This is a genomic window from Streptomyces sp. WMMC1477, from assembly GCF_027460245.1.
GTDB lineage: Bacteria > Actinomycetota > Actinomycetes > Streptomycetales > Streptomycetaceae > Streptomyces.
Window position 1 is genome coordinate 2,229,643 of record NZ_JAPZBD010000003.1, and the last position, 22,202, is coordinate 2,251,844.

Sequence of the window (22,202 nt, forward strand, 5' to 3'; positions counted from 1 at the left end):
TCCGGGACGCCGCCGGTCACCGGCAGCCGCAGCCCGCGAGGGCGGTGGCCAGACGGTCGAGGGCGGCGTGCGCGGCGCCGCGGCTCTCGGTGCCGTTGGTGAGGAAGGCGAACGCCAGCAGCCGCCCGTCGGCGTCCACCACGGTCCCGGCCAGGGCGTTCACCCCGGTGAGCGTGCCCGTCTTCGCACGCACGACGCCGGCCGCGTCCTCCGTCGCCTCCGTCCCGTACCGGCCGCCCAGGGTGCCCGTGAAGCCCGCCACGGGCATCCCGGTGAGGACGGGGCGCAGCTCCGGGTGGTCGGCGTGGGCGGCGGTGGCCAGGAGGGAGGCCAGAAGCGTCGCCGAGACCCGGCTGTCCCGGCTGAGGCCGCTGCCGTCCGCGAAGCGGGCGTGCCCGACGGGCAGGCCGAGGCCGCGCAGGACCTCCTGGGCCGCCGCCCGGGCGCCGTCGAAGTCGGCGGGCTCCCCGGTGGCGAGGGCGGTGTGCCGGGCCAGCGCCTCCGCGAGGTCGTTGTCGCTGTCGGTGAGCATGCGCTCCACCAGCCCGGCGAGCGGGGCCGAGCGGGTGGCGGCGAGCCGCCGGGCGTCCTTCGGCGCGCGGGCCCGCTCCGTCCGTCCGGCGGAGACCCCGTGCTCGTCGAGCAGTTCGGCGAAGCGGTCGGCCACCGCGGCGGCCGGGTCGGCCTCGCGCGGCGCCGGGCCCCGCCGCGAACCGTCCGTCCGGGCCGCGTTCAGCATGAGCGGGCTCAGCGGGGCGAGGTTGGGATTGACGCCGATGGGGTGCCGCAGGTCGCCGCTGAACCGCGAGACGTCGTACCCGAGCGCCTTCGGGTGCAGCCCCTGCTCCCGCAGCGCCTCGGCCGTGCCCTGGGCGAGGGCGGCGAGCCGGTCCTCGGTCAGCGTCGGGTCGCCGCCGCCGACGAGGAGGACCCGGCGCGAGCCGGGGTCCCAGACGGTACGCGTCTCCAGCCGGTGCTCGGGGCCGAGGGCGGTCAGCGCGGCGGTCGCGGTGGCCAGCTTGATGGTGGAGGCGGGAACGAGCGCCTTGTCCCCGCCCGACTCGTAGAGCACCCGCCCGGTGGCCACGTCCACGACGGCGACCCCGACCGTCCGGCCCAGGGCCTCGTCCTTCAGCCCGGCCCGCAGGGCCTGTGCGAGCCCGCCCCGGGTGGGGGCCTCGCCGGAGGCGTCGGCCGGGCGCAGCACGGGCGGGGCGCTCGGGGCTGGCTCCGGCGCCTCCCCGGGCTCGGGCCCGGCGGCGGAGCCGGGCCGGGCGTCGTCGGTGTGGCTCCCGCCACTGTCCGACTCCAGCGCGGCCGCCCGGGTGCGTTCGGCCGTACGCTGACCGTGGTCCCAGGGGCCCGCCGCGGCCACCGCGCCGAGGGACACCGCGAGGCCGACGGCGGCCGAACCCGCCGTCAGCCCGAGTGTCCGTCGCTGCGGGGGAAGCGTCCGCCAGCGCTGTCGGACGTGTCCGCTCCAGCGCGCTCCGGCCCGCCGGACCGTGTCACGGAACGTGTTGGTCGACCCGTCCCCGGCCGCATCGCGCACCTCGGACCAGCCCCTTTCGCGAGCACACATCTGCGTGGGGGACACTTAATCACCAGAGAATGTGTTGATCACGGAGGAGCCTCCCAGTGGAGTTCGACGTCACCATCGAGATCCCGAAGGGTTCGCGGAACAAGTACGAGGTGGACCACGAGACCGGGCGCATCCGCCTGGACCGCCACCTGTTCACTTCGACCGTCTACCCGGCCGACTACGGGTTCGTCGACGGCACCCTCGGCGAGGACGGTGACCCGCTGGACGCCCTCGTGCTGCTGGACGAGCCGACGTTCCCGGGCTGCATCATCAAGTGCCGCGCGATCGGCATGTTCCGGATGACGGACGAGGCCGGCGGCGACGACAAGCTGCTGTGCGTCCCCGCCTCCGACCCGCGGATGGAGCACCTGCGCGACATCCACCACGTCTCGGAGTTCGACCGGCTGGAGATCCAGCACTTCTTCGAGGTCTACAAGGACCTGGAGCCCGGCAAGTCCGTCGAGGGCGCCAACTGGGTCGGTCGCACCGAGGCCGAGGCCGAGGTCGAGGCCTCCGTCAAGCGGCTGGAGGCCAGCGGCGGCGCCCACTGAGGCCGCCCACGGCTCGTACGACGACGGGCGCACCCCGGGCCGGGGTGCGCCCGTCGTCGCGTCCGCGCAGGCGCCCCGCGCGGCTCAGAAGCCGCGGGTGCGCTTGGCGGCGCGCCGGCCCGGAAGCGGCGTCTCGACACCCGGCGAGCTGATGAACAGCCGTGCGAGCTCACCGCCGAGGTTCACCCCGATGGCGATGGCGAGCGCGAGCGCCACGGCCGTCGACAGGTTCGTGAGGCCGCCGTTGAGGTTGCCCTGCGCGATGTCGAGCAGTCCGTAGTAGGTGACGCTGCCCGGCAGCAGCGGCCCGATGGCCGCCGTCACGTAGGGCAGCGCGGACTCCCACTGGTAGCGGGACATCAGCTGCCCGAACAGGCCCACCAGCCCGGCCGCGACGACGGTGGCGAAGACGGGGTCGAAGTCGGCGGTGTCCGCGAGGGTCCCGTAGACGAGCCAGGCCACGCCCCCGTTGACCGTGGCCCACACGATCGTCGAGCGTTCCTGCTGGAGCAGCACGGTGAACGCCAGCGCGAGCAGGACGGCCGCCATGAGCTGCGTCGCGGGCCGTTCGACGCGGAACACGTCGACCGGCGGGAAGTTGCCCCCGAGCTGGTCGCCGATGTACAGGATGGTCAGCACGCCGCAGACGATGCCGACGACGAGGTACACCACTTCGAGCAGACGGGCCGAGGCGGTGATGTAGAAGCCCGTCAGCCCGTCGTGCACGGCCGCCACCAGCGCCCGTCCGGGGATCAGCGCGAAGAGGCCGCCGGTGACGACCGCCCCTTCCCGGACGTCGTCGAGCAGCGGGTGGTGGATCAGGACCACCGCGACGCCCATCGCCGCCGGGGGCATGGCGGCGGCCACGAACTGGTAGAACTCCGGCAGCCCCCGGCCGGAGGCGAACCAGGCGAGCCGGTCGCCGAGCATCGCGCCGATCGCCGCGAGGACGAACACCGTCGCGCCGCCGCCCACCAGCGTCGCCGCCGCCCCGGCCAGCACCCCGCTGGCCAGGGTGAGGGCGTTCTTGGAATAGGGGTGCCGGTTGCGGCGGATGTCGGCGAGCCGCCGGTAGGAATCCTCCAGGGACAGGTGGTCCGTCTCCGAGGTGATGTCGGCGACCAGCCGGTAGACGGCGCCCAGTCGTGTGTAGTCCGTCCCGCGGCGGCGCACGGTGCGGCTGAGCGTCACCGGGTCGTCCACGAGCGAGGGCTGGTGGGTGACGGAGATCAGCGTGAAGGTGACGGTGGGCTCGCAGCGGTCGAGCCCGTAGGCGTGGGAGATGCCGAACATCGCGGCCTCCACGTCCTCGGCGCCCTCACCGCCCGCGAGCAGCAGCTCCCCGATACGCAGCGTCAGGTCGAGCACGCGCGGCACCGGAACCGGCGCTTCCTCCTCGCCCCGGGGCCGGCGCTCGGGCGGCGCCGGACGCTCGGCGAGCGGGAGCCGCACCATGCTGCGCATCCGGTCCTGCCAGGGCGCGTTCCGCCGGGCCGCGATGCCGGGCACGGGAATCCCGGACGCCGGGGTGAACTGGCCGACGTCGGAGGGCCGCAACTCGCCGGGCTCGCTGAAGGCGCTGCCGGACGGCTCCTCGGCGGGCGGGCGGAACCCCTCGGGGAGGGCGAACTCGGAGGTGGGGTGCTCGCTCTCGGGCGGCACCGGGGGCAGCGGGACGCCGAGCGGCGGGGTGAAAGCGCTGTGCACCTCGTCCGGCCGGCCTCCGGAGCCCTCGGGCTCCTCGCCGTCGCCGGGGTGCCCGGCGTGCTCGTGCCTCCGGGAATCCGCGGCCACGTCCCTGTGTCTCCTCTGCTCCTTCCGGTCCTCCCCCAGCAGGATGGCACAGTCGGCCCGCGCGGTCCCCGGGGCCCCGCCCGCCGGGCCGGGTGAACCGGTGGGCGGCGACCGCCCGGCGGCGGTCCGACGCGGCGTCAGGCGGCCGGATACCCGTGCCGGGCCGCGTTGGCCACGATGGCGTCGCGAAGATAGGCCGCCATGCCGGGCCGGAACCGCTCCAGGTACGCGGTGAAGCGGGGGTCGGCGACGTACATCTCCCCCAGCCCGGTGTGGATCTCGAACGTGCAGTCGTAGCTCGTGCGGCACAGGAACCGCCGGTGCTCCTCGGCCAGCTCCATCGCCTCCGCCGTGCGGGGGTCACCGTCCTCGGCCATCCGCCCGGCGATGCGGCGGTGGATCGCGTCGAACTCGGCCATCGCGGCCTTCCACTCCTCCTTGGTCATGCTCGCGGCCCGGCGCTGGGACTCGGCCCAGGCGTCGCTGCCGCCCCAGCGGCGCTCGGCCTCCTCCGCGTACCGCTCCGGGTCGAAGTCCCCGAAGACCTCGAACTTCTCCTCGGGGGTGAGGTTGATGCCCATCTTCCGTGCCTCCATGGCGTGCTGGACGGCGGCGGCCATCTTCCGGAGCTGCTCCGCCCGATCGGTCAGCAGCGCGTACTGGCGCCGCAGATGCTCGTTCGGGTCGGCGTCCGGGTCGTCCAGCAGTACGGCGACCTCCTCCAGCGGGAAGCCCAGCCCCCGGTAGAAGAGGATCTGCTGCAGCCGGTCGAGATCCGCGTCGCTGTACCTGCGGTGCCCGGCGACGTTCCGTTCGCCGGGCACGAGCAGGCCGATCTCGTCGTAGTGGTGCAGCGTGCGCACGGTGACGCCCGCGAACCCGGCGACCTGACCGACGGAGTAGCTCACGTCCGCCTCCCTTGCTCGGTGTGTCGACGTCCACGCTGCCGCCTCACGTGACGTGAGGTGCAAGCCGATGGGCCGGGCGGAGGAGCCGAGCGCCGGAGGGGGTCAGGCGAAGGGGTTGGCGGTGCCCTCGGGGAGGACGGTGACCTCGCGTTCGCCCTCACCGGCCATCGTGTAGGCCCCCGCCTCCAGCCGGGCGACCAGGCCCCGGGTCCATTCGGCTCCGGCCGCCGCCGTGTGCACCCACAGCCCCATGATCTCGCCGATGTGGCCCTGCTCGCCGGGGGTGTCCCCCGGGGGCGTCCAGTGCGCGTCGACCTCCTCGCGCCATGTGTCCAGGGCCTCGACCCGCTGCTTCAGCAGGGCGACGGCCTCCGCCCGGGGCAGGTCCACGAGGAAGCCGACGCCGGAGGTGAGCAGGTCGGGCTTCTCGTCGACGGCGGTCAGGGCGTGCCGTAGCATCCGCAGGTACTCCGCGTCCCCCTCGGGCGTCAGCTCGTACTCGGTGCGCGGGGGGCCGCCCGCCGTGCTGGGGGCGGTGTCGTGCGCCCGCAGCAGGCCCTGTTTGGCGAGCTGTTTGAGCGCGTGGTAGATCGAGCCGGGCTTGGCGTTCGACCAGCGGTCGGCGCCCCAGAACTCCAGGTCGTTGCGGACCATGTACCCGTGGGCGCGGCCGTGCTGGCGGACGGCGCCCAGCACGAGGAGCCGGATGGCGGACACGTTCCCTCCCGGCCTGTTCCCCGACTGTCGTGACGCCGCCCAGCCTAGGCCCCAGCGTCAACTTTGACTACTCAGGGGACGGCTCCGTCGCGCCCCGTGCCGCGGCCTCCGCCACCAGCTCGAACGCGCCCTTGCCGTCGATCGTCTCCCGGATCACGTCGGCGTGCCCGGCGTGCCGGGCGACCTCCTCGACGAGGTGCAGCAGGGCCCAGCGCCACGAACGCGGCCCGCCGGCCGCCCAGGGGGCGTCGGGCAGGTGGAAGGTGTCGTCGAGCGAGGGCACCTCCCGGGCCGCCTTCTCCGTCGCCGCCGCGATCTCCTCGTACCGGGCCAGCACCGCCTCGACGGTGTCGCCCTCCTCCCGGTCGAAACTCCGGGCCCAGCTCGCCTGCACCGCCGGGTCGGCGAAGTCCTGCGGCCGGCCCGTCATCGTCCGCAGCCAGCCCTGCTCGGTCAGGGCGACGTGCTTGATGAGACCGGCCGTCGAACAGGCGCTCGCCGACGGCGCCGACCACGCCTGCTCCTCGGTGAGCCCGAGCACCGAGCGGCGGATGCCGCCGCGCTGGGCGTCGAGGTAGGCGAGGAGGGCGCCGCGCTCGTCACCGTGGGCCTCGGGAGCGACAGGAGTGGGCATGGCGTTCACCTTCCGCGGGGTTCACGGGCCAGCGGCCGAGCCCACCGCGAGGGGCACGGCCCTTCAACTCCCAGAAGCCTACGGGGCGTCACTGACAACGCCCCCGGCGCCGCAGCGGGGCGCCGGGGGCGTATGCCCTAGAACGGGAAGTCGCTGCGGCCGTGCTGGACGCCGACCCACTTCTCCACGGTGAACGCCTGCACGAAGTGGTCCCCGTTGAGCCGGCCGAGACCGGAGCTCTTCTCCCCGCCGAACGGGACGACGGGCTCGTCGGCCACCGTGCCGTCGTTCACGTGGATCATGCCGGTGTGGACGCGCCGCGCGACGCGCACGCCGCGTTCGAGGTCCGCCGTGTGCACGGCGCCGCTCAGCCCGTAGCGGGAGTCGTTCGCGACGCGGACGGCCTCGTCCTCGCCGTCCACCGTGATGATCACGGCCACCGGCCCGAACATCTCCTCGGTCAGCACCGGGGAGTCGGCCGGGACGTCGGTGAGGACGGTGGGGTGGAAGAGGTTGCCCTCGACCCGGCCGCGCACGAGGGCGGTGGCGCCGGCCTCGACGGCCTGCTCGACCAGCGCGGCGAGCCGGTCGGCGTGGCTGGCGTTGATCAGCGGGCCGACGACGGTCTCCGGCTCGCTCGGGTCGCCGACGGTGAGCGTGCGCACCTTGGCGGTGAACTTCTCGGTGAACTCCGCAGCGACCGAGCGGTCCACGATGATGCGGTTGGCGGCCATGCAGACCTGGCCCTGGTGGACGTACCGGCTGAAGACGGCGGCGTCGACGGCGTAGTCGACGTCGGCGTCGTCCAGGACGAGGAAGGCGCTGTTGCCGCCCAGCTCCAGGATGACGTGCTTGAGGTGGGCGGCGGCCACGGTGGCCACGTGCCGGCCGACGCGGTCCGAACCCGTGAAGGAGATGACGCGCGGGACGGGGTGCTCAAGGAACGCGTCGTCGACCTCGGCGAGGTCGGTGACGACGACGTTGAGCACGCCGCCGGGCAGCCCGGCTTCCTCGAAGATCTTCGCCAGGAGGGTGCCGCCGGTGATGGGCGCGTCCTCGTGTGGCTTCAGGACGACGCCGTTGCCCAGCGCCAGCGCTGGGGCGACGGACTTCATCGCGAGGAAGAGCGGGAAGTTGAAGGGTGCGATGACGCCGACGACGCCGACGGGCTCGCGGTAGAGGCGGTTCTCCTTGCCGTCCACGGGGGAGGCGAGGATACGCCCGTCGGCCCGGAGCGCGAGAGCGACGGCTCCCCGCAGGGCCTCCTTGGTGAGGTGCAGCTCGAAGGCCGCCTTGAGCCGGGTGCCCCCCAGCTCGGCGATGATGGCCTCCGTTATCTCTTCCTCACGGTCCTCGATGACGCGTATCGCCCGCTCGAAGACGAGCCGCCGCGTGTAGGGGTTGACGGCGGTCCAGCCCGGCTGGTGACGCTCGGCGGCGCGGTAGGCCTGATCGATCTCCGCGACGGTGGCCACGGTGATCGAGCAGAGCTTGTCACCGTTGTAGGGGTCGAGGTCGATGACGTCCCAGGAACCGCTCCCGGACCGCCATTCACCGTCGATGTACTGCTGCGCCAGGTCCGTGAAGTAGGGCATGTCGTTCCTTCGTGAGGTTCCTTACATGCTGAGGACATGCGGAGGGGGGAAAGCCTCTGATCTCACGTCATCGTACGTGCGGATCAAGCGAGTTGACGGATCTTGTGCAGATGGTCGCGGGTTTCCGCGGGTGAGAGGCTGCCGTCCTGGATCAGTCGGTCCAGGACACCGCCGTAAGCCGCGACCTCCTCGGGCTTGTCGAGGTAGAGGGAGCCGGTGAGCTGCTCCAGGTAGACGAGGTCGGGGATCTCGGGCTCGGGGAAGCGCAGCACCGTGAAGGCGCCGGACTCGGCGGGGTGCCCGCCCAGGTCGAAGGGGACGACCTGGAGGTGGATGTTGGGGCGCTCGGAGAGGTCGATGAGGTGCTGGAGCTGCTTGTCCATGACGGCGGCGCTGCCGAAGGGCCGGCGCAGCGCGGCGTCGTCCAGGACGCACCGCAGCTCGGTCGCGTCGTCCTGAAAGAGGATCTTCTGGCGCTCCACGCGCAGGGCGACGCGGCGCTCGATCTCCTCCTTCGACAGCCGCATGGACCTGTGCCCGCTGGCCACGACGGCGTGGGCGTACTCCTCCGTCTGCAGGAGGCCGTGGACGAACTGCACCTCGTAGGTGTCGATCTGGGATGCGGCGCCCTCCAGCCCGACGTAGGTCTGGAACCAGGACGGCAGGACGTCGCTGTAGCTGTGCCACCAGCCGGCGACGCTGGACGCCTTCGCCAGGTTCAGCAGGGGCTCGCGCTCCGCCTCGTCCGTCACGCCGTAGAGCGTTAGCAGGTCCGCGACGTCCCGCGCCTTGAAGCTCACCCGACCCAACTCCATCCGGCTGATCTTGGACTCGGAAGCGCGGATGGAATACCCGGCGTCCTCCCTGGTGACGCCCCGGGCCTCGCGCAGGCGCCGCAGCTGCGAGCCGAGCAGTATGCGGCGCACCATCGAGCCACTCGACCCACCCGTCCCATTTGTGACGCTTGCCACCGGAACACTCCTTATTTGATCAGACAAGCTCCCCGACCCAGGAGCCAGTCTGCCATCTTTGGGCTCCGTTGCGTGCCCAACTGGTTACACAGAATCGAAAGTTCCTCGTGCACGTGCATCTGCCCTTGCATCCGCCGCAAGCATTGGGAACCATGGGAGGAGCCCAAGTGCACTAAGTTCCAACAGATTTGGGTTCCCGCCGCCATCCGGGGACGCAATCGCCGTCACAGTCAGGGGGACCTCGTTCATGGGGACTGAAGGAACGACGGTTCTTGACCCGTTATGGCGAAGTCTTCCCCCACTCGACCCGGGGACACTGTCCGGATCGGCCTCCTGCGGCCTTCCACCGCACTTCGAAGCGGTGCGCACGGCGCGTGAGTTCACCCGTACCACCCTCGCCGGGTGGGAGCTCGACGACGCCTGCGAGAACGTCACCCTCGCCGTCTCGGAGCTGGTGACCAACGCCCTGCGGCACGGCCTGGCCCACACGGACGCCCCGCCGCTGGACCCGCCGGTGCGGCTGCACCTCATGCGCTGGGCCTCCCGGCTGGTCTGCGCGGTGCGCGACCCGAGCCGGGAGGCTCCCGTCTCCGGCAACCCGGACGCGTCCGGGTTCGACGAGAGCACGGCGGAGTCCGGGCGCGGGCTGTTCCTGGTCGACGCCTTCAGCGACAGCTGGGGCTGGCAGCCCCTGCACGGCACGCTGCCGGGCAAGGTCGTCTGGGCGCTCTTCCGCGTCGAGGTTCCCGCGTAGCCGCTGTGGCCGGCACCGCGAATCCCGCGGGGCCGGCCACAGCGGATCCCGGCACCGGGCGACGGGCCGCCCCCGTCCGCATGTCTGCGCGACCGGCCACGTCGTGACCGGTCGCGCGGTTCTCCCGCGCCTTTCCCGGGGCGCGGGCCCGTCAGTCCACTATCAGGTGGTCGAACTCGCCGTCCTTGACACCCAGGAGCATGGCCTCGACCTCGGCCGGGGTGTAGACGAGCGCCGGGCTGTCCGGAAAACGGGAGTTGCGCACGGCGATGTCGCCGCTGGGGAGTTTGGCGAACTCCACACACGTACCCTGGGAATTGCTGTGCTGGCTCTTCTGCCAGGTGACCCCCAGAAGGTCCGCTGCGGCCATGCCGTTGTACGCCTGCTGCATGAGGACTCTCCCGGGTCGGTCAATGCCGGTTCTGCGGTCAACTACCCCGGATCATAACGTCGTTCAATTGCACATGCATGTGCGGATGCACGTGCACGACAGTGGGTTGCGGCCCGGCTACCGGCTGATATACGAGGTGGGCACACTCTCCTCCGGCACACGCCCGGACGTGCGGGCGGACACCTCCCCCCACGCACCCGTAGACGCGTCGCGCGGCATTCGGGTTCCCCGCACCGGTCCGCACAAACCCGGCACTCAGCGCGAGCAGTAGGGCAACAGACCCATTTCCCGAGCGTTCTTGATGGCCCGGGCGAGCTGCCGCCGCTGCTGTGCGGTGACCCGCGTCACCCGGTGGCTGCGGATCTTTCCCCGGTCGGATACGAACTTTCTCAACAGGTCGGTGTCTTTGTAGTCGATATAGGTGATCCCGGCGGTGTCCAGCGGATTAGGGAGCGGACGGGCGGGCTTGCGCGCGTCCGCACGCCGACGGGGCATCAGCGGTCCTTCGGTCGGGATGGGCGGGGCCATCGGGGACGGGTTTCCAGGAGACCGGCGTTCACCGTGCGCTCGCGCGCGTCCCGGCACCTCGCGGCCCGGCACTCGCGGCCGGGGCGCATGGCCGGGGCTCGCGGTCGGGGCGACGCACGGCCCGGTGCTCGCGCGCGGTCAGCGCTCCTCGCGGAAGTCGACGTGACGTCCCACGACGGGGTCGTGCTTGCACAGCGTCAGCCGGTCCGGGTCGTTCCGCCGGTTCTTGCGCGTCACGTACGTGTAGCCGGTGCCGGCGGTGGACCTGAGCTTGATGACGTCGAGCTGGTAGCGGCCCGGCCGGCCGCACCGAACGTCGGGACGCGCGCGTACCGGGCCAAGGGGCCGAGCAGCCTCCCCACCCGGCCCCGGGGCCCTCGCCGTTCCGGCGAGTCCGCGGAAAAAGCTTGACCTCCAGCTTGGTTCACCTTCTAGCGTCGACCGTGTCGAGTCCGCCCGTCGCGCCGGAGGCCCCATGTCCATGCAGATGACCGCTTGGCACGCCCTGTACAACGCCCGCCACGCCGCCGAGGACCAACGCCCCTTCTCCAGAGCCACCCTCCGGCGCATCGCCCGGTTCGCCCGCCCCCACCGGCGGCTGATCGGGCTCTTCCTCGCCTTCAGCACCCTCGCCGCCGGGCTCGCGGTGGCCACGCCGCTGCTCGCGGGGCGGGTGGTCAACGTCATCGTCGAGGGGGAGGACCGCAGGGCCGTCGTGCTGCTGGCCGTTCTGATCGCGCTGATCGCCCTCACGGAGGCCGGGATCGGGCTGCTGACGCGCTGGCTGTCCGCCCGGATCGGCGAGGGCCTCATCCTCGACCTGCGCAGCGCGGTCTACGACCACGTCCAGCGCATGCCGGTCGCCTTCTTCACCCGCACCCGCACCGGCGCCCTGGTCAGCAGGCTCAACAACGACGTCATCGGCGCGCAGCGGGCCTTCAGCGACACCCTCTCCGGGCTGGTCTCCAACGTCGTCACCCTGCTGCTGACGCTCGGCGTGATGCTGCGGCTGTCCTGGCAGATCACGCTGCTCTCCCTCGTCCTGCTGCCCGTCTTCGTCCTCCCGGCCCGGCGCATGGGCACCCGGCTCGCCCGGCTCTCCCGGGAGGCGGCCGACCACAACGCGGTGATGAGCACGCAGATGACGGAACGGTTCTCCGCGCCCGGCGCCACGCTGGTGAAGCTCTTCGGCCGCCCCGAGGAGGAGTCCGCCGAGTTCCTGCGGCGGGCGGGGCGGGTGCGTGACATCGGGGTGCGGATCGCCATGCTCCAGATGTCCTTCGTCACCGCGCTGACCCTCGTCTCCGCGCTCGCGCTCGCCCTCGTCTACGGGGTCGGCGGCTGGCTCGCCGTCGGCGGCGGGCTCGCGGCCGGGACCGTCGTCTCGCTCGCTCTCCTCCTCACCCGCCTCTACGCCCCGCTCACCGCGCTGGCCGGCGCCCGGGTCGAGGTCATGACCGCGCTCGTCAGCTTCCAGCGCGTCTTCGAGGTGCTCGACCTCGAACCGCTGATCCAGGAGGCGCCCGACGCCGTCCCCGCGCCCGAGGGGCCCGCGTCCATCGAGTTCGACGCCGTCGACTTCTCCTACCCGGCCGCCGACGCCGTCTCCCTCGCCTCCCTGGAGGAGGTCGCGACGCTGGACTCCCGCGGCGGCGAGCGGGTCCTGCACGACGTCTCCTTCCGCGCCGAGCCCGGCCAGCTGGTGGCCCTGGTCGGCTCCTCCGGGGCCGGGAAGTCCACCATCGCCCAGCTGGCGGCCCGGCTGTACGACGTCGACGAGGGTGCCGTCCGCGTCGGCGGGGCGGACGTACGCGGGCTGACGGCCCGTTCGCTGCGACACACCGTCGGCATGGTGACCCAGGACGGCCACCTCTTCCACGACACCATCCGCGCCAACCTCCTCCTCCCCCGGCCCGAGGCGGCCGAGGACGAGCTGTGGGACGCGCTGCGCCGGGCGCGGCTGGACGAGCTGGTCGCCTCCCTGCCCGACGGCCTGGACACGGTCGTCGGCGAACGCGGCTACCGGCTCTCCGGCGGCGAACGGCAGCGCCTCACCATCGCCCGGCTGCTCCTCGCCCGGCCCCGCGTCGTGATCCTGGACGAGGCCACGGCTCACCTGGACACCACCTCCGAGGCCGCCGTGCAGGAAGCCCTCACCGAGGCGCTGGCCGGGCGCACCGCCGTCGTCATCGCCCACCGGCTGTCCACCATCCGGCAGGCCGACCAGATCCTCGTCCTCGAAGCGGGCCGCATCGTGGAGCGCGGCACCCACGACGAGCTGCTCGCCCGCTCCGGCCGCTACGCCGAGCTGCACCGCACCCAGTTCGGCGGCGGGGACCCGGGCGTGCCCGAGGCCCCGGGCACGCGGGAGACCCCGGACGCGCCGAAAGCATCCGGCACCCCGGCCGCCTTCGGCTCCTGACGGACCGGAGACACACACCCCGACGGCCGCGGCGGCGGCGCGAACCGACGCCTCGTCAGACCGCCGCTGGCCGATCGGGGTGGTGTCGTGATCCGTACGGCTCAGCCCCGCGCGCGGGGCCGCGGCGTCGCGCGGACGATAAGGGCACCTGTCACCTCGCGCGGGGAGAAAGAGCGCCGTGAACTTCAGCTACGAGCAACTGCGCCGCTGCACCGTCGCCGTCGACCTGGGCGCCGACCGGACCCGGGTCTACCTCCGGCAGTCCGGCGTCGTCGTGGACGAGCCCTCCGTCGTCGCCGTCGACACCCGTTCCGGCGCGCTCATGGCCGTGGGCACCCCGGCCCGGCGGATGCACGGCCGCACGCCCCCGCACATCCGGGTGGTCCGTCCCATCGCCGACGGGACGGTGCACGACGTCCGGATGGCGCAGCGCATGCTGCGGGCCATGGTCGGGGAGAAGGTCCGCCGGGCCTGGCGGCGTCGGCCGCTGCTGCGCGCCGCCATGTGCGTGCCGCACGACGCCGACCCGCTCGCCCAGCGCTCCGCGGTCGAGACCCTCACCGGGCTGGGCTGCCGGCGGGTGGAGCTGGTCGACACGCTCGTGGCCGCGGCCGTCGGCTGCGGGCTCCCCGCGGAGCAGCCCGAGGCGACGATGATCGTCCTGTGCTGCGCCGACACCACCCACGTCGCGGTGCTCTCGCTGGGCGCGATCGTCGCGGCGGGCCGGGTCGGCGTCGGCGGCGAGACCCTCTACACCGCCATCGGCCGCCACCTGCGCAACCACCACGGGATCACCGTCCCCTCGGAGACGGTGCGGACCCTGCACGCCGAGGCGGTGGCGGCGGAGACGGGCGGGCACTCGGGCGACGGGGACGGCCTCGTCGTCCACGGCCGCGACGCGGGCACGGGGCTGGCCCGGCTGATCCGCGTCGGTGCTCCGGACCTCCTCACCGCGACGCACGCCCCGCTCATGGCGGTCGTGGACACGATCCGGGGCATCCTGCACCGCTGCCCGCCCGACCTGGTGGCCGACCTCGCCGACCGCGGCATCATGCTGGCCGGCGACTACGCCGAGCTGCCCGGCCTCGCGGACCGGCTGCGCCAGTCGACATCCATGACCGTGGGCGTCGCCGAGGACCCGGCAGCCGGCGCGATCAACGGCGTGACGGCGATGATGGAGGGCGCCGCGCGCCCGCTCCTCATCCCCTCCCTGAACGCCCTGGACAGTCTCGACGGCCCGCGCTGACCACCGTCCCCGCCCGCTCGGGGCGGGGACGGGGCTCCCCGAGGCGGGGCTCCCCGAGGGCGGGGCTCCCCGGGGGCGGGGCTCCCCGGGGGCGGGCCTTCCCGGGAGTGGGCCGGGGCTTCCCCGGCGGGACGCCCGCGAACGGGCGGGCTATGACAGGGACCTGCTGCGGCTGAACCGTCGGCCGGCGAGCGCGGGCCGGGGCTGCGGCCCGATGGCCCCGGAGCCGGGGTCGAAGCCGACGTCCGCCGTCCCCTCGGTGCCGGTCAGCACCTCGTGGAGCCGCTGCACGTCCTCCGGCAGATCGCGGCGCCAGCCGAACGCCACCACCGGCCAGAGCGCGAGCATGCCTCCGGTGAGCCAGGACGTCACCTGCACGCCCACCCGGCAGCCCGCGCCCTGGGGCCAGAGGCGGAAGTCGTAGCGCGGGACCTGGCTGCCCAGGGGCGTCCACATGCGCTGCCCGAGGAAGCCGATCCTGCGGTACCGCTCGTAGGCGCAGCACTCGAGCCGGAAGTCGCGGTGCCGGCCGGGGAACCGGTAGCGGTACGCGCAGCCGTTCCCGTAGGCGGGGCCGAAGGGATCGGTACCGCGGATCTCGATGACGCCGGAGTGCCAGCGCGGCAGATTCCGCCCGTCGGCCAGGAAAACGAAGACCTCGTCGACGGGTAGCGGAATCGAGACGTAGACCTGCACCTGCGGCATCGCGGCACCTCCTGCGCACGGCACGCGCCGAAGGGACGCGCACCCGCTCCCGACCCGGGTGTACCTGTGTGCTTCCAGGCTGCGGTGCTACGGGTGCTGTGTCCCGTCTGGTTGACCCGTTCGGGCGACGCCCCCCGTGCCCCGCGTCCGGCCCCGTCCGCCGGTCCGCGCTCCCGCCCCGACGAGCACGCGAACGGCGGCACCGGGCCCGGCCCGGTGCCGCCGTTCGCGCGGGGGTGCGAGCGCCCCGCCCGGGCGCCCTGCCCGAGCGCCCCGCCTCAGCCTTCCGCCCCAGCTCTCCGCCTCAGCCCTCCGGCTCGGCCAGCAGGAGCGCGAAGCGCGACTCGGAGTCCGTCCACCAGTGGCGCAGGGCGAAGCCGGAGGCCGCCAGCTCCCGGGTCAGCTCCTCGCGGCGGAACTTCACCGAGATCTCCGTCCGCAGCTCCTCGCCCCGCTCGAACTCGACGGTCAGGTCCAGCGCGGGGACGGCGACCGACTGGGCGAAGCGGGAGCGCAGCCGCATCTCGATGCGAGACTCCTCCTCGTTCCACAGGGCTCGGTGGTCGAAGGCGTCCGTGTCGAACGTGGCTCCCAGCTCCCGGTTGAGGACCTCCAGGACGTTCTTGTTGAACTCGGCCGTGACGCCCTGCGCGTCGTCGTAGGCGGGGACGAGGACCTCGGCGGGCTTGACCAGGTCGGCGCCGAGCAGCAGCCCGTCTCCGGGGCCCAGTTGCGAGCGCAGCGTGGCGTAGAAGGCCCGGCGCCCGGCCGCGTCCAGGTTGCCGAGGGTGCCGCCGAGGAAGGCGACGAGCCGGGGGGCCTCGCCGGGCAGGGTGAGGTCCACCTCGTAGTCGGTGACGGCCGCCTCCACCGTCAGCTCCGGGTAGTCGACGGCGAGGACCTGCCCCGCCGCGGCCAGGGCGTCCTCGCTGACGTCCAGCGGCGCGTACAGCTCAAGGCCGCCGCGCGCGGTCAGGGCGTCCAGCAGGAGCCGCGTCTTGCTGGAGGAACCGGAGCCCAGCTCCACGAGCGTGCGCGCGGGCGCCGCGGCGGCGATCTCCTCGGCATGCTCCTCCAGGATCTCCTGCTCGGCGCGGGTGGGGTAGTACTCCGGCAACCGGGTGATCTGCTCGAAGAGTTCACTGCCGCGCCGGTCGTAGAACCACTTGGGCGGCAGCGTCTTCGGCCGGCCGGTGAGCCCCTTGAGGACGTCGGAGCGCAGGGCCTCGGTCTGGTGGTCGGCGGCGAGACGGCGGGTGAGGCTGAAGCCGTCGGGGCTGGTGGTCATGGCGTGCGTGTCCTCTCGAAGAGCTCCGGGGCGGCGACCGCGGTCTCCGGGACGCGGGCCGCGTCCCGTCCCGGCGCGGGGCCGACGGGCGGATCTGCGCTGAAGGGTCCGGTGAGGGAGGCCGCGCGGGCCTCGGCCAGCGGGGTCGTGCGGACCGCGGCGGGCGTGGCGACCAGCAGGGAGTCCTCCGGCACCTCGCACCAACCCTCGGCGGCGTCCGGCTCGGAGGCCACCGTCACGGCGTCCTCGCCCCGCCGGTACCACAGCGTGTCCCCGAAGCGGGTGGCCGTGACGGTGCGGCCGTCGGTGAGCAGGAAGTTGAGGCGTGCCGACGGACGGACGGCGGCCACGGCGAGGACCAGCTCCGCCAGGACGCGCCCGGCCGGCTGACCGGAGCGCAGCCGGGTGCGCGCCAGCGTCCACAGCAGTGCCGTGTCGCAGCGGGCCTCCATGGCGAGGAGGTCGGCGGGCGCCGGGCGCAGGGCGGGCTCGTCGGCGAGGCGGGTCCAGTCGGGGACGGAGCCGTTGTGGCTGAACAGCCAGGGGCCGTCCGCGTAGGGCGCCGCGGCGCTCTCGTCCTGCGTCGTCCCCGCGGTGGCGTCGCGCACGGCGGCGAGCACGGCGTGGCTGCGGATCGTCCGGGCCAGGTCCGGCAGGTTGCCGTCGGCCCAGATCGGGACGGCGCGGCGGTAGCGGGCGGGATGCGCCCCGTGCCCGCCTGGTCCGTCGGGGCCGCCCTCGCCGCCCGCGCAGTCCGGGCCGTCCGGGTACCAGCCCACGCCGAAGCCGTCGGCGTTGACGGTGCCGTGCCGCTGCCGGCGCGGCGCCCACGACTGCTCGTACAGGCCGTGCCTCGTCTCGGTGAGCAGCCGGGCCAGCGGCACCGGCGGTCCCAGATAGGCCAGATGACGGCACATCAGGAAGCTCCTTCCCCTGGCCCGGCGTCCCGCGCCGTGCGGAAGCCGGCGAAGATCTGCCGCCGCACCGGGTAGTCCCAGTTGCGGAACGTGGACCGGCAGGCGACGTGTGCGGTGCCGAACGAGCCGCCGCGCAGCACCTTGTACTCGGAACCGAAGAACACCTCCGAGTACTCACGGTAGGGGAAGGCCCGGAAACCCGGGTAGCCGGTGAAGTCCGAGGCCGTCCACTCCCAGACGTCACCGAGCAGTTGCCGGGCGCCGCAGGGCGCCTGCCCCGGCGGGTAGGCACCGGCCGGGGCAGGCTCCAGATGCCGCTGGCCCAGGTTGGCGTGGTCGGGGCCCGGGTCGGCGTCGCCCCACGGGTAGCGGTGCGAGCGGCCCGTGGCCGGGTCGTGGCGGGCGGCCTTCTCCCACTCGGCCTCCGTGGGCAGCCGACGCCCCGCCCAGCGGGCGTAGGCGTCGGCCTCGTACCAGCTCACGTGCACCACCGGGCGGTCCAGCGGCACCGGCTCGACGTGGCCGAAGCGGCGGCGCGTCCACCGGCCGTCCTCGTCGCGACGCCAGAACAGCGGGGCGCGCAGCCCCGTCCGGCGCACGTGGGCCCAGCCCTCGGGGTGCCACCAGCGCGGGTCCTCGTATCCGCCGTCGTCGATGAACGCGAGGTAGGCGGCGCCCGTGACGGGTGTGGTGTCCAGCCAGAAGGCGGGCGCGTCGACCCGGTGGGCGGGGCGCTCGTTGTCCAGGGCCCACGGCTCGTCGTCGGTGCCCATGGTGAACGGGCCGCCGGGGACGAGGACCTCGCCGGGCAGGCGCTCCCCGGCGGGCGCGGCCGGCGGCGGCTCGGCGTGCAGGACGGCGGGGCCGCGGCGCAGTTGGTGGGTGGCGAGCATCGTCTCGTCGTGCTGCTGCTCGTGCTGGGCGATCATCCCGAAGACGAACGCCGAGCGGGTCAGCGGCTCCGCCGCGTTCGGGTCGGCACCGGCGAGCACCGCGAGCGCCCGGTCGCGGACCTCGGCGACGTACGCGCGGGCCTGCTCCGGCGGCAGCATCGGCAGCGCCGGGCGGTCGGCGCGCGGGGTGCGAAAGGCGTCGTAGACGGGATCGAGGTCGGGCCTGATCCCCTGCCCGCCGCCCGCCTGGCGCAACAGCCACAGATCCTCCTGGTTGCCGATATGCGCCAGGTCCCACACGAGGGGGGACATGAGCGGGGAGTGCTGGGCGGTGAGCCCGGCCTCGTCCAGGCAGTCGACGAGGCCCAGCGTGCGGGAGCGGGCGGCCCCGAGCGCGTCGAGCGCGCGGCGGCGCAGGGCCTCGGGCCCCACGCCGGGTGGCGGCGCGGGGGCGACGGAGGCCCCCGGCGCGGGGGCGGTGCGCGGGCCCGTGCTCGCGGTGCCGGGGTTCGAGGGTGCGTGCGGCGTGGCGGACATCAGGCGGCTCCTCGGTGGACGTCGGCGGGGCAGCGGCCCCGGTCGGCGTAGCGCTCGGCGAACTCGGCGACGGCCCGGTGCGCGGCGCCGCCCGGCGCGCTCTTGGCGAGCGCGGCCTCGGCGGCGGCCACGCAGCCGCGCACCGCGGGCCCGAGCAGCGGGTCGGCCGGGCCGTGGCGGGCCGCTCGCAGCCACAGCCCCGGGCCGGGCGGCCGGGCGGCGAGCGGCTCGGTGACGGCCCGGGCCTCGGCCGCCGCGTCCGGGTCGTCGAGCAGCGTGGCGGCGACGGCGGTGGCCGCGATCCAGCCGTCCCCGGGCTGAGCGTCGATCATGCGCAGCTCCAGCCAGCCGCGCGGGCGCACCGGGGGGAAGAGGGTGCTGAGGTGGTAGTCCAGGTCGGCGCGGGTCGGGGGACGTTCGGCACAGTCGCCGCGCAGCCAGTCGCGGAACGTGAGGCGCGGTGGCGCCGTCCAGTCCGCGCCCGGCCCGTCGTGGCCCCGGCGCAGACACAGCAGGGGGGCGTCGAGCGCGTAGCGGGCCCACTCGGCACGTGGCGGGCGATGCGCGCTCGGCGGGCGGGTGCGCGGGGGGTCGGTGTGATACCAGATCCGCTGCCGGGTGGAGGCCCAGCCGGTGGGGCGGCCGTTCCAGCGCGGGGAGTTGGCGAAGGCGGCGACGAGGACGGGGCCGAGCCGGTGGACGAGCTCCCAGCGCTGCCGGTAGCCGGTGGGGCCGTCGCCGTCGTCGCCGGCGTCCAGGCTGATCTGGACGGCGGCGGTGCCGCGCATCATGGCCCGGCCCCAGGGACCGAGCCGGTCGAAGTGGGCCTCCATGGCCCGGTACCGCGGGTGGTCCAGCACCCGCGGTGGGGTGTGGTACGGGTTGACGCCGTGTCCGTGGAGGGTGGCGCCGGCGTCGTCGAGCGCCTCCCGGAGGACGGCGAGGTCGGTGGCGGTCAGGCTCACGCAGTCGGCCAGCGACTCCCCCGGTGGGCTGCTCAGTTCGAGCTGCCCGCCCGGCTCGCGGGTGAGGCGGCCGCCACCGGGCAGTCGTCCCGGGGTCCCGCCGGGCTGGAAGGGGGCGAGGGCTGCGTCGAGCAGCTCCGGGGGCGCGGCGCGGGCCGGGTCCTCCCGGTCGCGGACGTGCCACTCCAGCTCGACCCCGACGCGGCGGGGCGGGCCGGTCTTGAAGCAGATGCCGCGGACGTAGGCGTCGGCCTCGGCCTCGGTCAGCCCGGCGGTGTCGGAGGGCGGACGGCCCCCCGGTGGTTCGGTGTCGGCGCCCGCCCCCCGGGCGCGGTCCGCGGGCGGGGCCTCCGCGGTCGAGCCCGCCACGGGCGGGGACGCGAGGTTGGTCGGTGCGGCTGGGGTGGGACGGGGGTCAGGGCCGCTGTCGGCGTTCTGTACCACGGTGTCCACGGCAACTCCTCCCGGAACGGCGGACGATGGGGACCCACTGGGCACACAGTCACCCTTACTGCCCGCCGTGCCTGTCGGGTGAAACATCGGATACGCATGACCTGGGGTCGAAACGGGTAGGCACTCACGCCCGGCACCCGCCCGGCACGGCCGGGGGGCTCGCCGCCTAACCGGGCGGCGCACCGGCCCGGGTCTCGGCGTCGATGATCCCGAACACCGCGCCCTGCGGATCCGTGACGCTCGCCTGCCTGCCGTACGGGCTGTCCACCGGCCCCCGGCCCACCCGGCCGCCGAGCCGCTCCACCGTGGCCACGGCCTCGTCGACGTCGGCCACGGCGAAGTACACCTCCACCCGGGGGCCCGCCGCGGACGCCGCCGACGCGTCCTCGGCCACGCGGCGCCGCACGCCGACCGCCTCGCCCGCGACCTCCCACAGCAGCACGTCCTTCCCACCGTCCGCGCCGGCGCCCTCGGGACCCTGGGCACCCTCGGCGCCTGACCCGGCGTCGGGCGGGTGCCGGGGGGCGATGGGGAAGACGGCCGGGTAGAAGGCGTCGACCGCGGCGGGGTCCCGCGTACGGATCTCGCTCCAGGCGTACGCGCCCGGCACGCCCACCTTCGCGAAGCCGGGATGGATGCCGGCCTGCCATCCGCCGAAGACGGCACCGGCCGGGTCGCGCGCCACGAACATGCGGCCGTAGTCGGCGATGCTCGTGGGCTCCATCAGGATCTCGCCACCCTGTTCCCGCACCCGTGCCGCGGTCGCGTCCGCGTCCCGGACGGCGAAGTAGAGGCTCCACGCGACGGGCCACGCCTGCTGCCCGGGCAGTTGCGGCACGAGCGCGGCGACGACGTCGCCGTTCGACCGGGCCTGCGTGTAGTTGCCGAACTCGTCGGCGCTGCCCTCGAACGTCCAGCCGAACAGCGTGCCGTAGAAGTGCTCGGCCGCGTTCAGGTCGCTCACCATCGCATCGGCCCAGCAGGGGAAGCCCTCGGGACGTGCGGGCATGGTCCTGCCTTCCGCTCACCGGCCCCCGGGTGGAGAACCGCTTCCGGTCACGGTAACGGCGCCCCGGCGCGCCCGCAGGCCGACCGCCGTCGCCGCAGGGCCGTCCGGGTGTCCGCCCGCGCCGGGCACCCGCAGGGGTACGGCGCGCGCCCGCGCCGGTGCGCGCGGGCGCGCGCCTCTGGAGTGGGGGCAATCTTCCTGGTGTGTTCATGGAAATCGCGGGTATGCGACTCGCCGTCCACGAAGCGACCGGGGAGGGCATTCGTGAACATGAACGCAACCGCCTGGCAGTCGAAGAACGCGCGAGAAGGGTTCGTCGGGGTGGAACCGGCCCCGACACAGGAGATCGCGACGGCCGCAGCGGACGATCTTCCGCACTCGGGGGAGGCGCACGCCGTCGCCCCCGAGGACGCCCGAGCGCTCACCCGGCTGTTCGTCGAACGGCTGCGCACGCTGGATGAGGGTACGGCCGAACACCAGTACGTCCGCAACACGCTCATCGAGATCAACCTCTCGCTCGTCCGCTACGCCGCGCGCCGCTTCCGCAGCCGGGCCGGCGAGACGGAGGACATGATCCAGGTGGGCACGATCGGCCTGATCAAGGCCATCGACCGCTTCGATCCGTACCGCGGCGTGGAGTTCACCACCTTCGCCGTGCCCTACATCATGGGCGAGATCAAACGGTTCTTCCGTGACACGAGCTGGTCGGTCCGCGTCCCCCGCAGGCTTCAGGAACTGCGGATCGACCTCGCCAAGGCCGGGGACGAACTCACCCAGCGCCTCGGCCGGTCCCCCACGACGGCCGAGCTGGCCCGGCGACTCGGGCTGAGCGAGGAGGAGATCATCGAGGGCCTGGTGGCCAGCAACGGCTACACCGCGGGCTCCCTGGACGCCGGCGCCGAGGAACCCGGCGACCACCACGGCAACGGCCCGAGCATCGCCGACCGCATCGGGGAGCTCGACCCGGCGCTGGAGGGCATCGAGAACATCCAGGCGCTCCGGCCGCTCATCGCCCGGCTCGGCGAACGCGAGAAGCGCATCCTGTGCATGCGCTTCGGCGAGGAGATGACCCAGGCGCAGATCGGCGCCGAACTCGGCCTGTCCCAGATGCACATCTCCCGGCTGCTGTCCCGCACCCTCGCCACCCTGCGCAGAGGCCTCCTGACCGAGCGCTGACCGTCCCCCGGGGCCTGCGCCGACGTCCCGTCCCCCGTCCCCTGCCGGCGCCTGCAGCGCCGTAGTGCAGAACTGACACAGGGTCGGAACCTCCGCCCGTGTCGGGTCAACTACAGTAACTGCGCGGCCGGCAGGGGAACGGCTCGGGGGAGTTGGGGACGGCTCC

Annotated in this window: 21 protein-coding genes; 5 read left to right on the forward strand and 16 right to left on the reverse strand. The window is 73.9% G+C overall.

The features are described from left to right. Positions 1 to 16 precede the first annotated feature (16 nt). Positions 17 to 1,552, reverse strand: coding sequence for a D-alanyl-D-alanine carboxypeptidase/D-alanyl-D-alanine endopeptidase (gene dacB, locus O7609_RS10220; protein WP_269734624.1), 1,536 nt, complete (start codon positions 1,550 to 1,552; stop codon positions 17 to 19). A gap of 86 nt (positions 1,553 to 1,638) precedes the next feature. Between dacB and O7609_RS10225 the strand changes: the two genes are divergently transcribed. Continuing rightward, complete coding sequence (locus O7609_RS10225; RefSeq protein WP_269734625.1) at positions 1,639 to 2,133, forward strand: inorganic diphosphatase; 495 nt, start codon at positions 1,639 to 1,641, stop codon at positions 2,131 to 2,133. Positions 2,134 to 2,217: 84 nt separating this feature from the next. Here the strand turns inward: O7609_RS10225 and O7609_RS10230 are convergent, their stop codons facing one another. The 6 genes from O7609_RS10230 to O7609_RS10255 all read right to left on the reverse strand — a co-directional run bounded on the left by O7609_RS10230 (position 2,218) and on the right by O7609_RS10255 (position 8,710). Then, positions 2,218 to 3,927: a threonine/serine ThrE exporter family protein gene (locus O7609_RS10230; protein WP_443072092.1), complete on the reverse strand. Its 1,710-nt coding sequence runs from the start codon at positions 3,925 to 3,927 to the stop codon at positions 2,218 to 2,220. A 137-nt stretch (positions 3,928 to 4,064) separates the two neighbouring features. Beyond that, the gene (locus O7609_RS10235) at positions 4,065 to 4,835 is read right to left on the reverse strand and encodes a MerR family transcriptional regulator (RefSeq protein ID WP_269734626.1); all 771 of its coding nucleotides are present in this window, start codon (positions 4,833 to 4,835) and stop codon (positions 4,065 to 4,067) included. A 102-nt stretch (positions 4,836 to 4,937) separates the two neighbouring features. Continuing rightward, a complete protein-coding gene (locus tag O7609_RS10240; protein ID WP_269734627.1) occupies positions 4,938 to 5,552 on the reverse strand; it encodes a PadR family transcriptional regulator in 615 nt (204 codons plus the stop codon). 67 nt (positions 5,553 to 5,619) lie between these two features. After that, entirely contained in the window at positions 5,620 to 6,186 is a 567-nt protein-coding gene (locus O7609_RS10245) for a DinB family protein (RefSeq protein WP_269734628.1), read from the reverse strand. A 137-nt stretch (positions 6,187 to 6,323) separates the two neighbouring features. After that, positions 6,324 to 7,781, reverse strand: coding sequence for an aldehyde dehydrogenase family protein (locus O7609_RS10250; protein ID WP_269734629.1), 1,458 nt, complete (start codon positions 7,779 to 7,781; stop codon positions 6,324 to 6,326). 83 nt (positions 7,782 to 7,864) lie between these two features. Beyond that, positions 7,865 to 8,710, reverse strand: a complete 846-nt coding sequence (locus tag O7609_RS10255) for a helix-turn-helix domain-containing protein (protein WP_269737106.1) — start codon at positions 8,708 to 8,710, stop codon at positions 7,865 to 7,867. Between the two features lie 289 nt (positions 8,711 to 8,999). Here O7609_RS10255 and O7609_RS10260 point away from each other — a divergent pair, with 289 nt between their 5' ends. Continuing rightward, positions 9,000 to 9,506, forward strand: coding sequence for an ATP-binding protein (locus tag O7609_RS10260; protein WP_269734630.1), 507 nt, complete (start codon positions 9,000 to 9,002; stop codon positions 9,504 to 9,506). A gap of 151 nt (positions 9,507 to 9,657) precedes the next feature. On the opposite strand, the gene O7609_RS10265 is transcribed toward O7609_RS10260, so the two are convergent. From O7609_RS10265 to rpmG, 3 genes are all read right to left on the reverse strand, one after another. After that, positions 9,658 to 9,897: a DUF397 domain-containing protein gene (locus O7609_RS10265; RefSeq protein WP_269734631.1), complete on the reverse strand. Its 240-nt coding sequence runs from the start codon at positions 9,895 to 9,897 to the stop codon at positions 9,658 to 9,660. A gap of 255 nt (positions 9,898 to 10,152) precedes the next feature. Next, a complete protein-coding gene (gene rpsR, locus O7609_RS10270; protein WP_269737107.1) occupies positions 10,153 to 10,392 on the reverse strand; it encodes a 30S ribosomal protein S18 in 240 nt (79 codons plus the stop codon). 171 nt (positions 10,393 to 10,563) lie between these two features. Beyond that, a complete protein-coding gene (gene rpmG / locus O7609_RS10275; RefSeq protein WP_269737108.1) occupies positions 10,564 to 10,701 on the reverse strand; it encodes a 50S ribosomal protein L33 in 138 nt (45 codons plus the stop codon). Positions 10,702 to 10,900: 199 nt separating this feature from the next. Here rpmG and O7609_RS10280 point away from each other — a divergent pair, with 199 nt between their 5' ends. Continuing rightward, on the forward strand, positions 10,901 to 12,847 hold the full coding sequence (locus O7609_RS10280) for an ABC transporter ATP-binding protein (RefSeq protein WP_269734632.1): 1,947 nt from the start codon (positions 10,901 to 10,903) through the stop codon (positions 12,845 to 12,847). Positions 12,848 to 13,025: 178 nt separating this feature from the next. Continuing rightward, complete coding sequence (locus tag O7609_RS10285; protein ID WP_269734633.1) at positions 13,026 to 14,093, forward strand: rod shape-determining protein; 1,068 nt, start codon at positions 13,026 to 13,028, stop codon at positions 14,091 to 14,093. A 150-nt stretch (positions 14,094 to 14,243) separates the two neighbouring features. On the opposite strand, the gene O7609_RS10290 is transcribed toward O7609_RS10285, so the two are convergent. The 6 genes from O7609_RS10290 to O7609_RS10315 form a co-directional block, all read right to left on the reverse strand. Then, on the reverse strand, positions 14,244 to 14,798 hold the full coding sequence (locus O7609_RS10290; RefSeq protein WP_269734634.1) for an SRPBCC family protein: 555 nt from the start codon (positions 14,796 to 14,798) through the stop codon (positions 14,244 to 14,246). A 304-nt stretch (positions 14,799 to 15,102) separates the two neighbouring features. Then, complete coding sequence (egtD, locus tag O7609_RS10295; RefSeq protein WP_269734635.1) at positions 15,103 to 16,086, reverse strand: L-histidine N(alpha)-methyltransferase; 984 nt, start codon at positions 16,084 to 16,086, stop codon at positions 15,103 to 15,105. Continuing rightward, complete coding sequence (gene egtC, locus O7609_RS10300; protein WP_269743445.1) at positions 16,083 to 17,003, reverse strand: ergothioneine biosynthesis protein EgtC; 921 nt, start codon at positions 17,001 to 17,003, stop codon at positions 16,083 to 16,085. The genes egtD and egtC overlap by 4 nt, the downstream gene beginning before the upstream one ends. Next, positions 17,003 to 18,433, reverse strand: a complete 1,431-nt coding sequence (gene egtB / locus O7609_RS10305) for an ergothioneine biosynthesis protein EgtB (RefSeq protein ID WP_269743446.1) — start codon at positions 18,431 to 18,433, stop codon at positions 17,003 to 17,005. Before egtB ends, egtC begins: the two co-directional genes overlap by 1 nt. Next, positions 18,433 to 19,851: an ergothioneine biosynthesis glutamate--cysteine ligase EgtA gene (gene egtA, locus O7609_RS10310; RefSeq protein ID WP_269743447.1), complete on the reverse strand. Its 1,419-nt coding sequence runs from the start codon at positions 19,849 to 19,851 to the stop codon at positions 18,433 to 18,435. Before egtA ends, egtB begins: the two co-directional genes overlap by 1 nt. 166 nt (positions 19,852 to 20,017) lie before the next feature. Further along, on the reverse strand, positions 20,018 to 20,860 hold the full coding sequence (locus O7609_RS10315; protein ID WP_269734639.1) for a VOC family protein: 843 nt from the start codon (positions 20,858 to 20,860) through the stop codon (positions 20,018 to 20,020). 270 nt (positions 20,861 to 21,130) lie between these two features. Between O7609_RS10315 and O7609_RS10320 the strand changes: the two genes are divergently transcribed. After that, complete coding sequence (locus O7609_RS10320; RefSeq protein WP_269737109.1) at positions 21,131 to 22,036, forward strand: RNA polymerase sigma factor SigF; 906 nt, start codon at positions 21,131 to 21,133, stop codon at positions 22,034 to 22,036. The last annotated feature ends 166 nt before the right edge of the window (positions 22,037 to 22,202 follow it).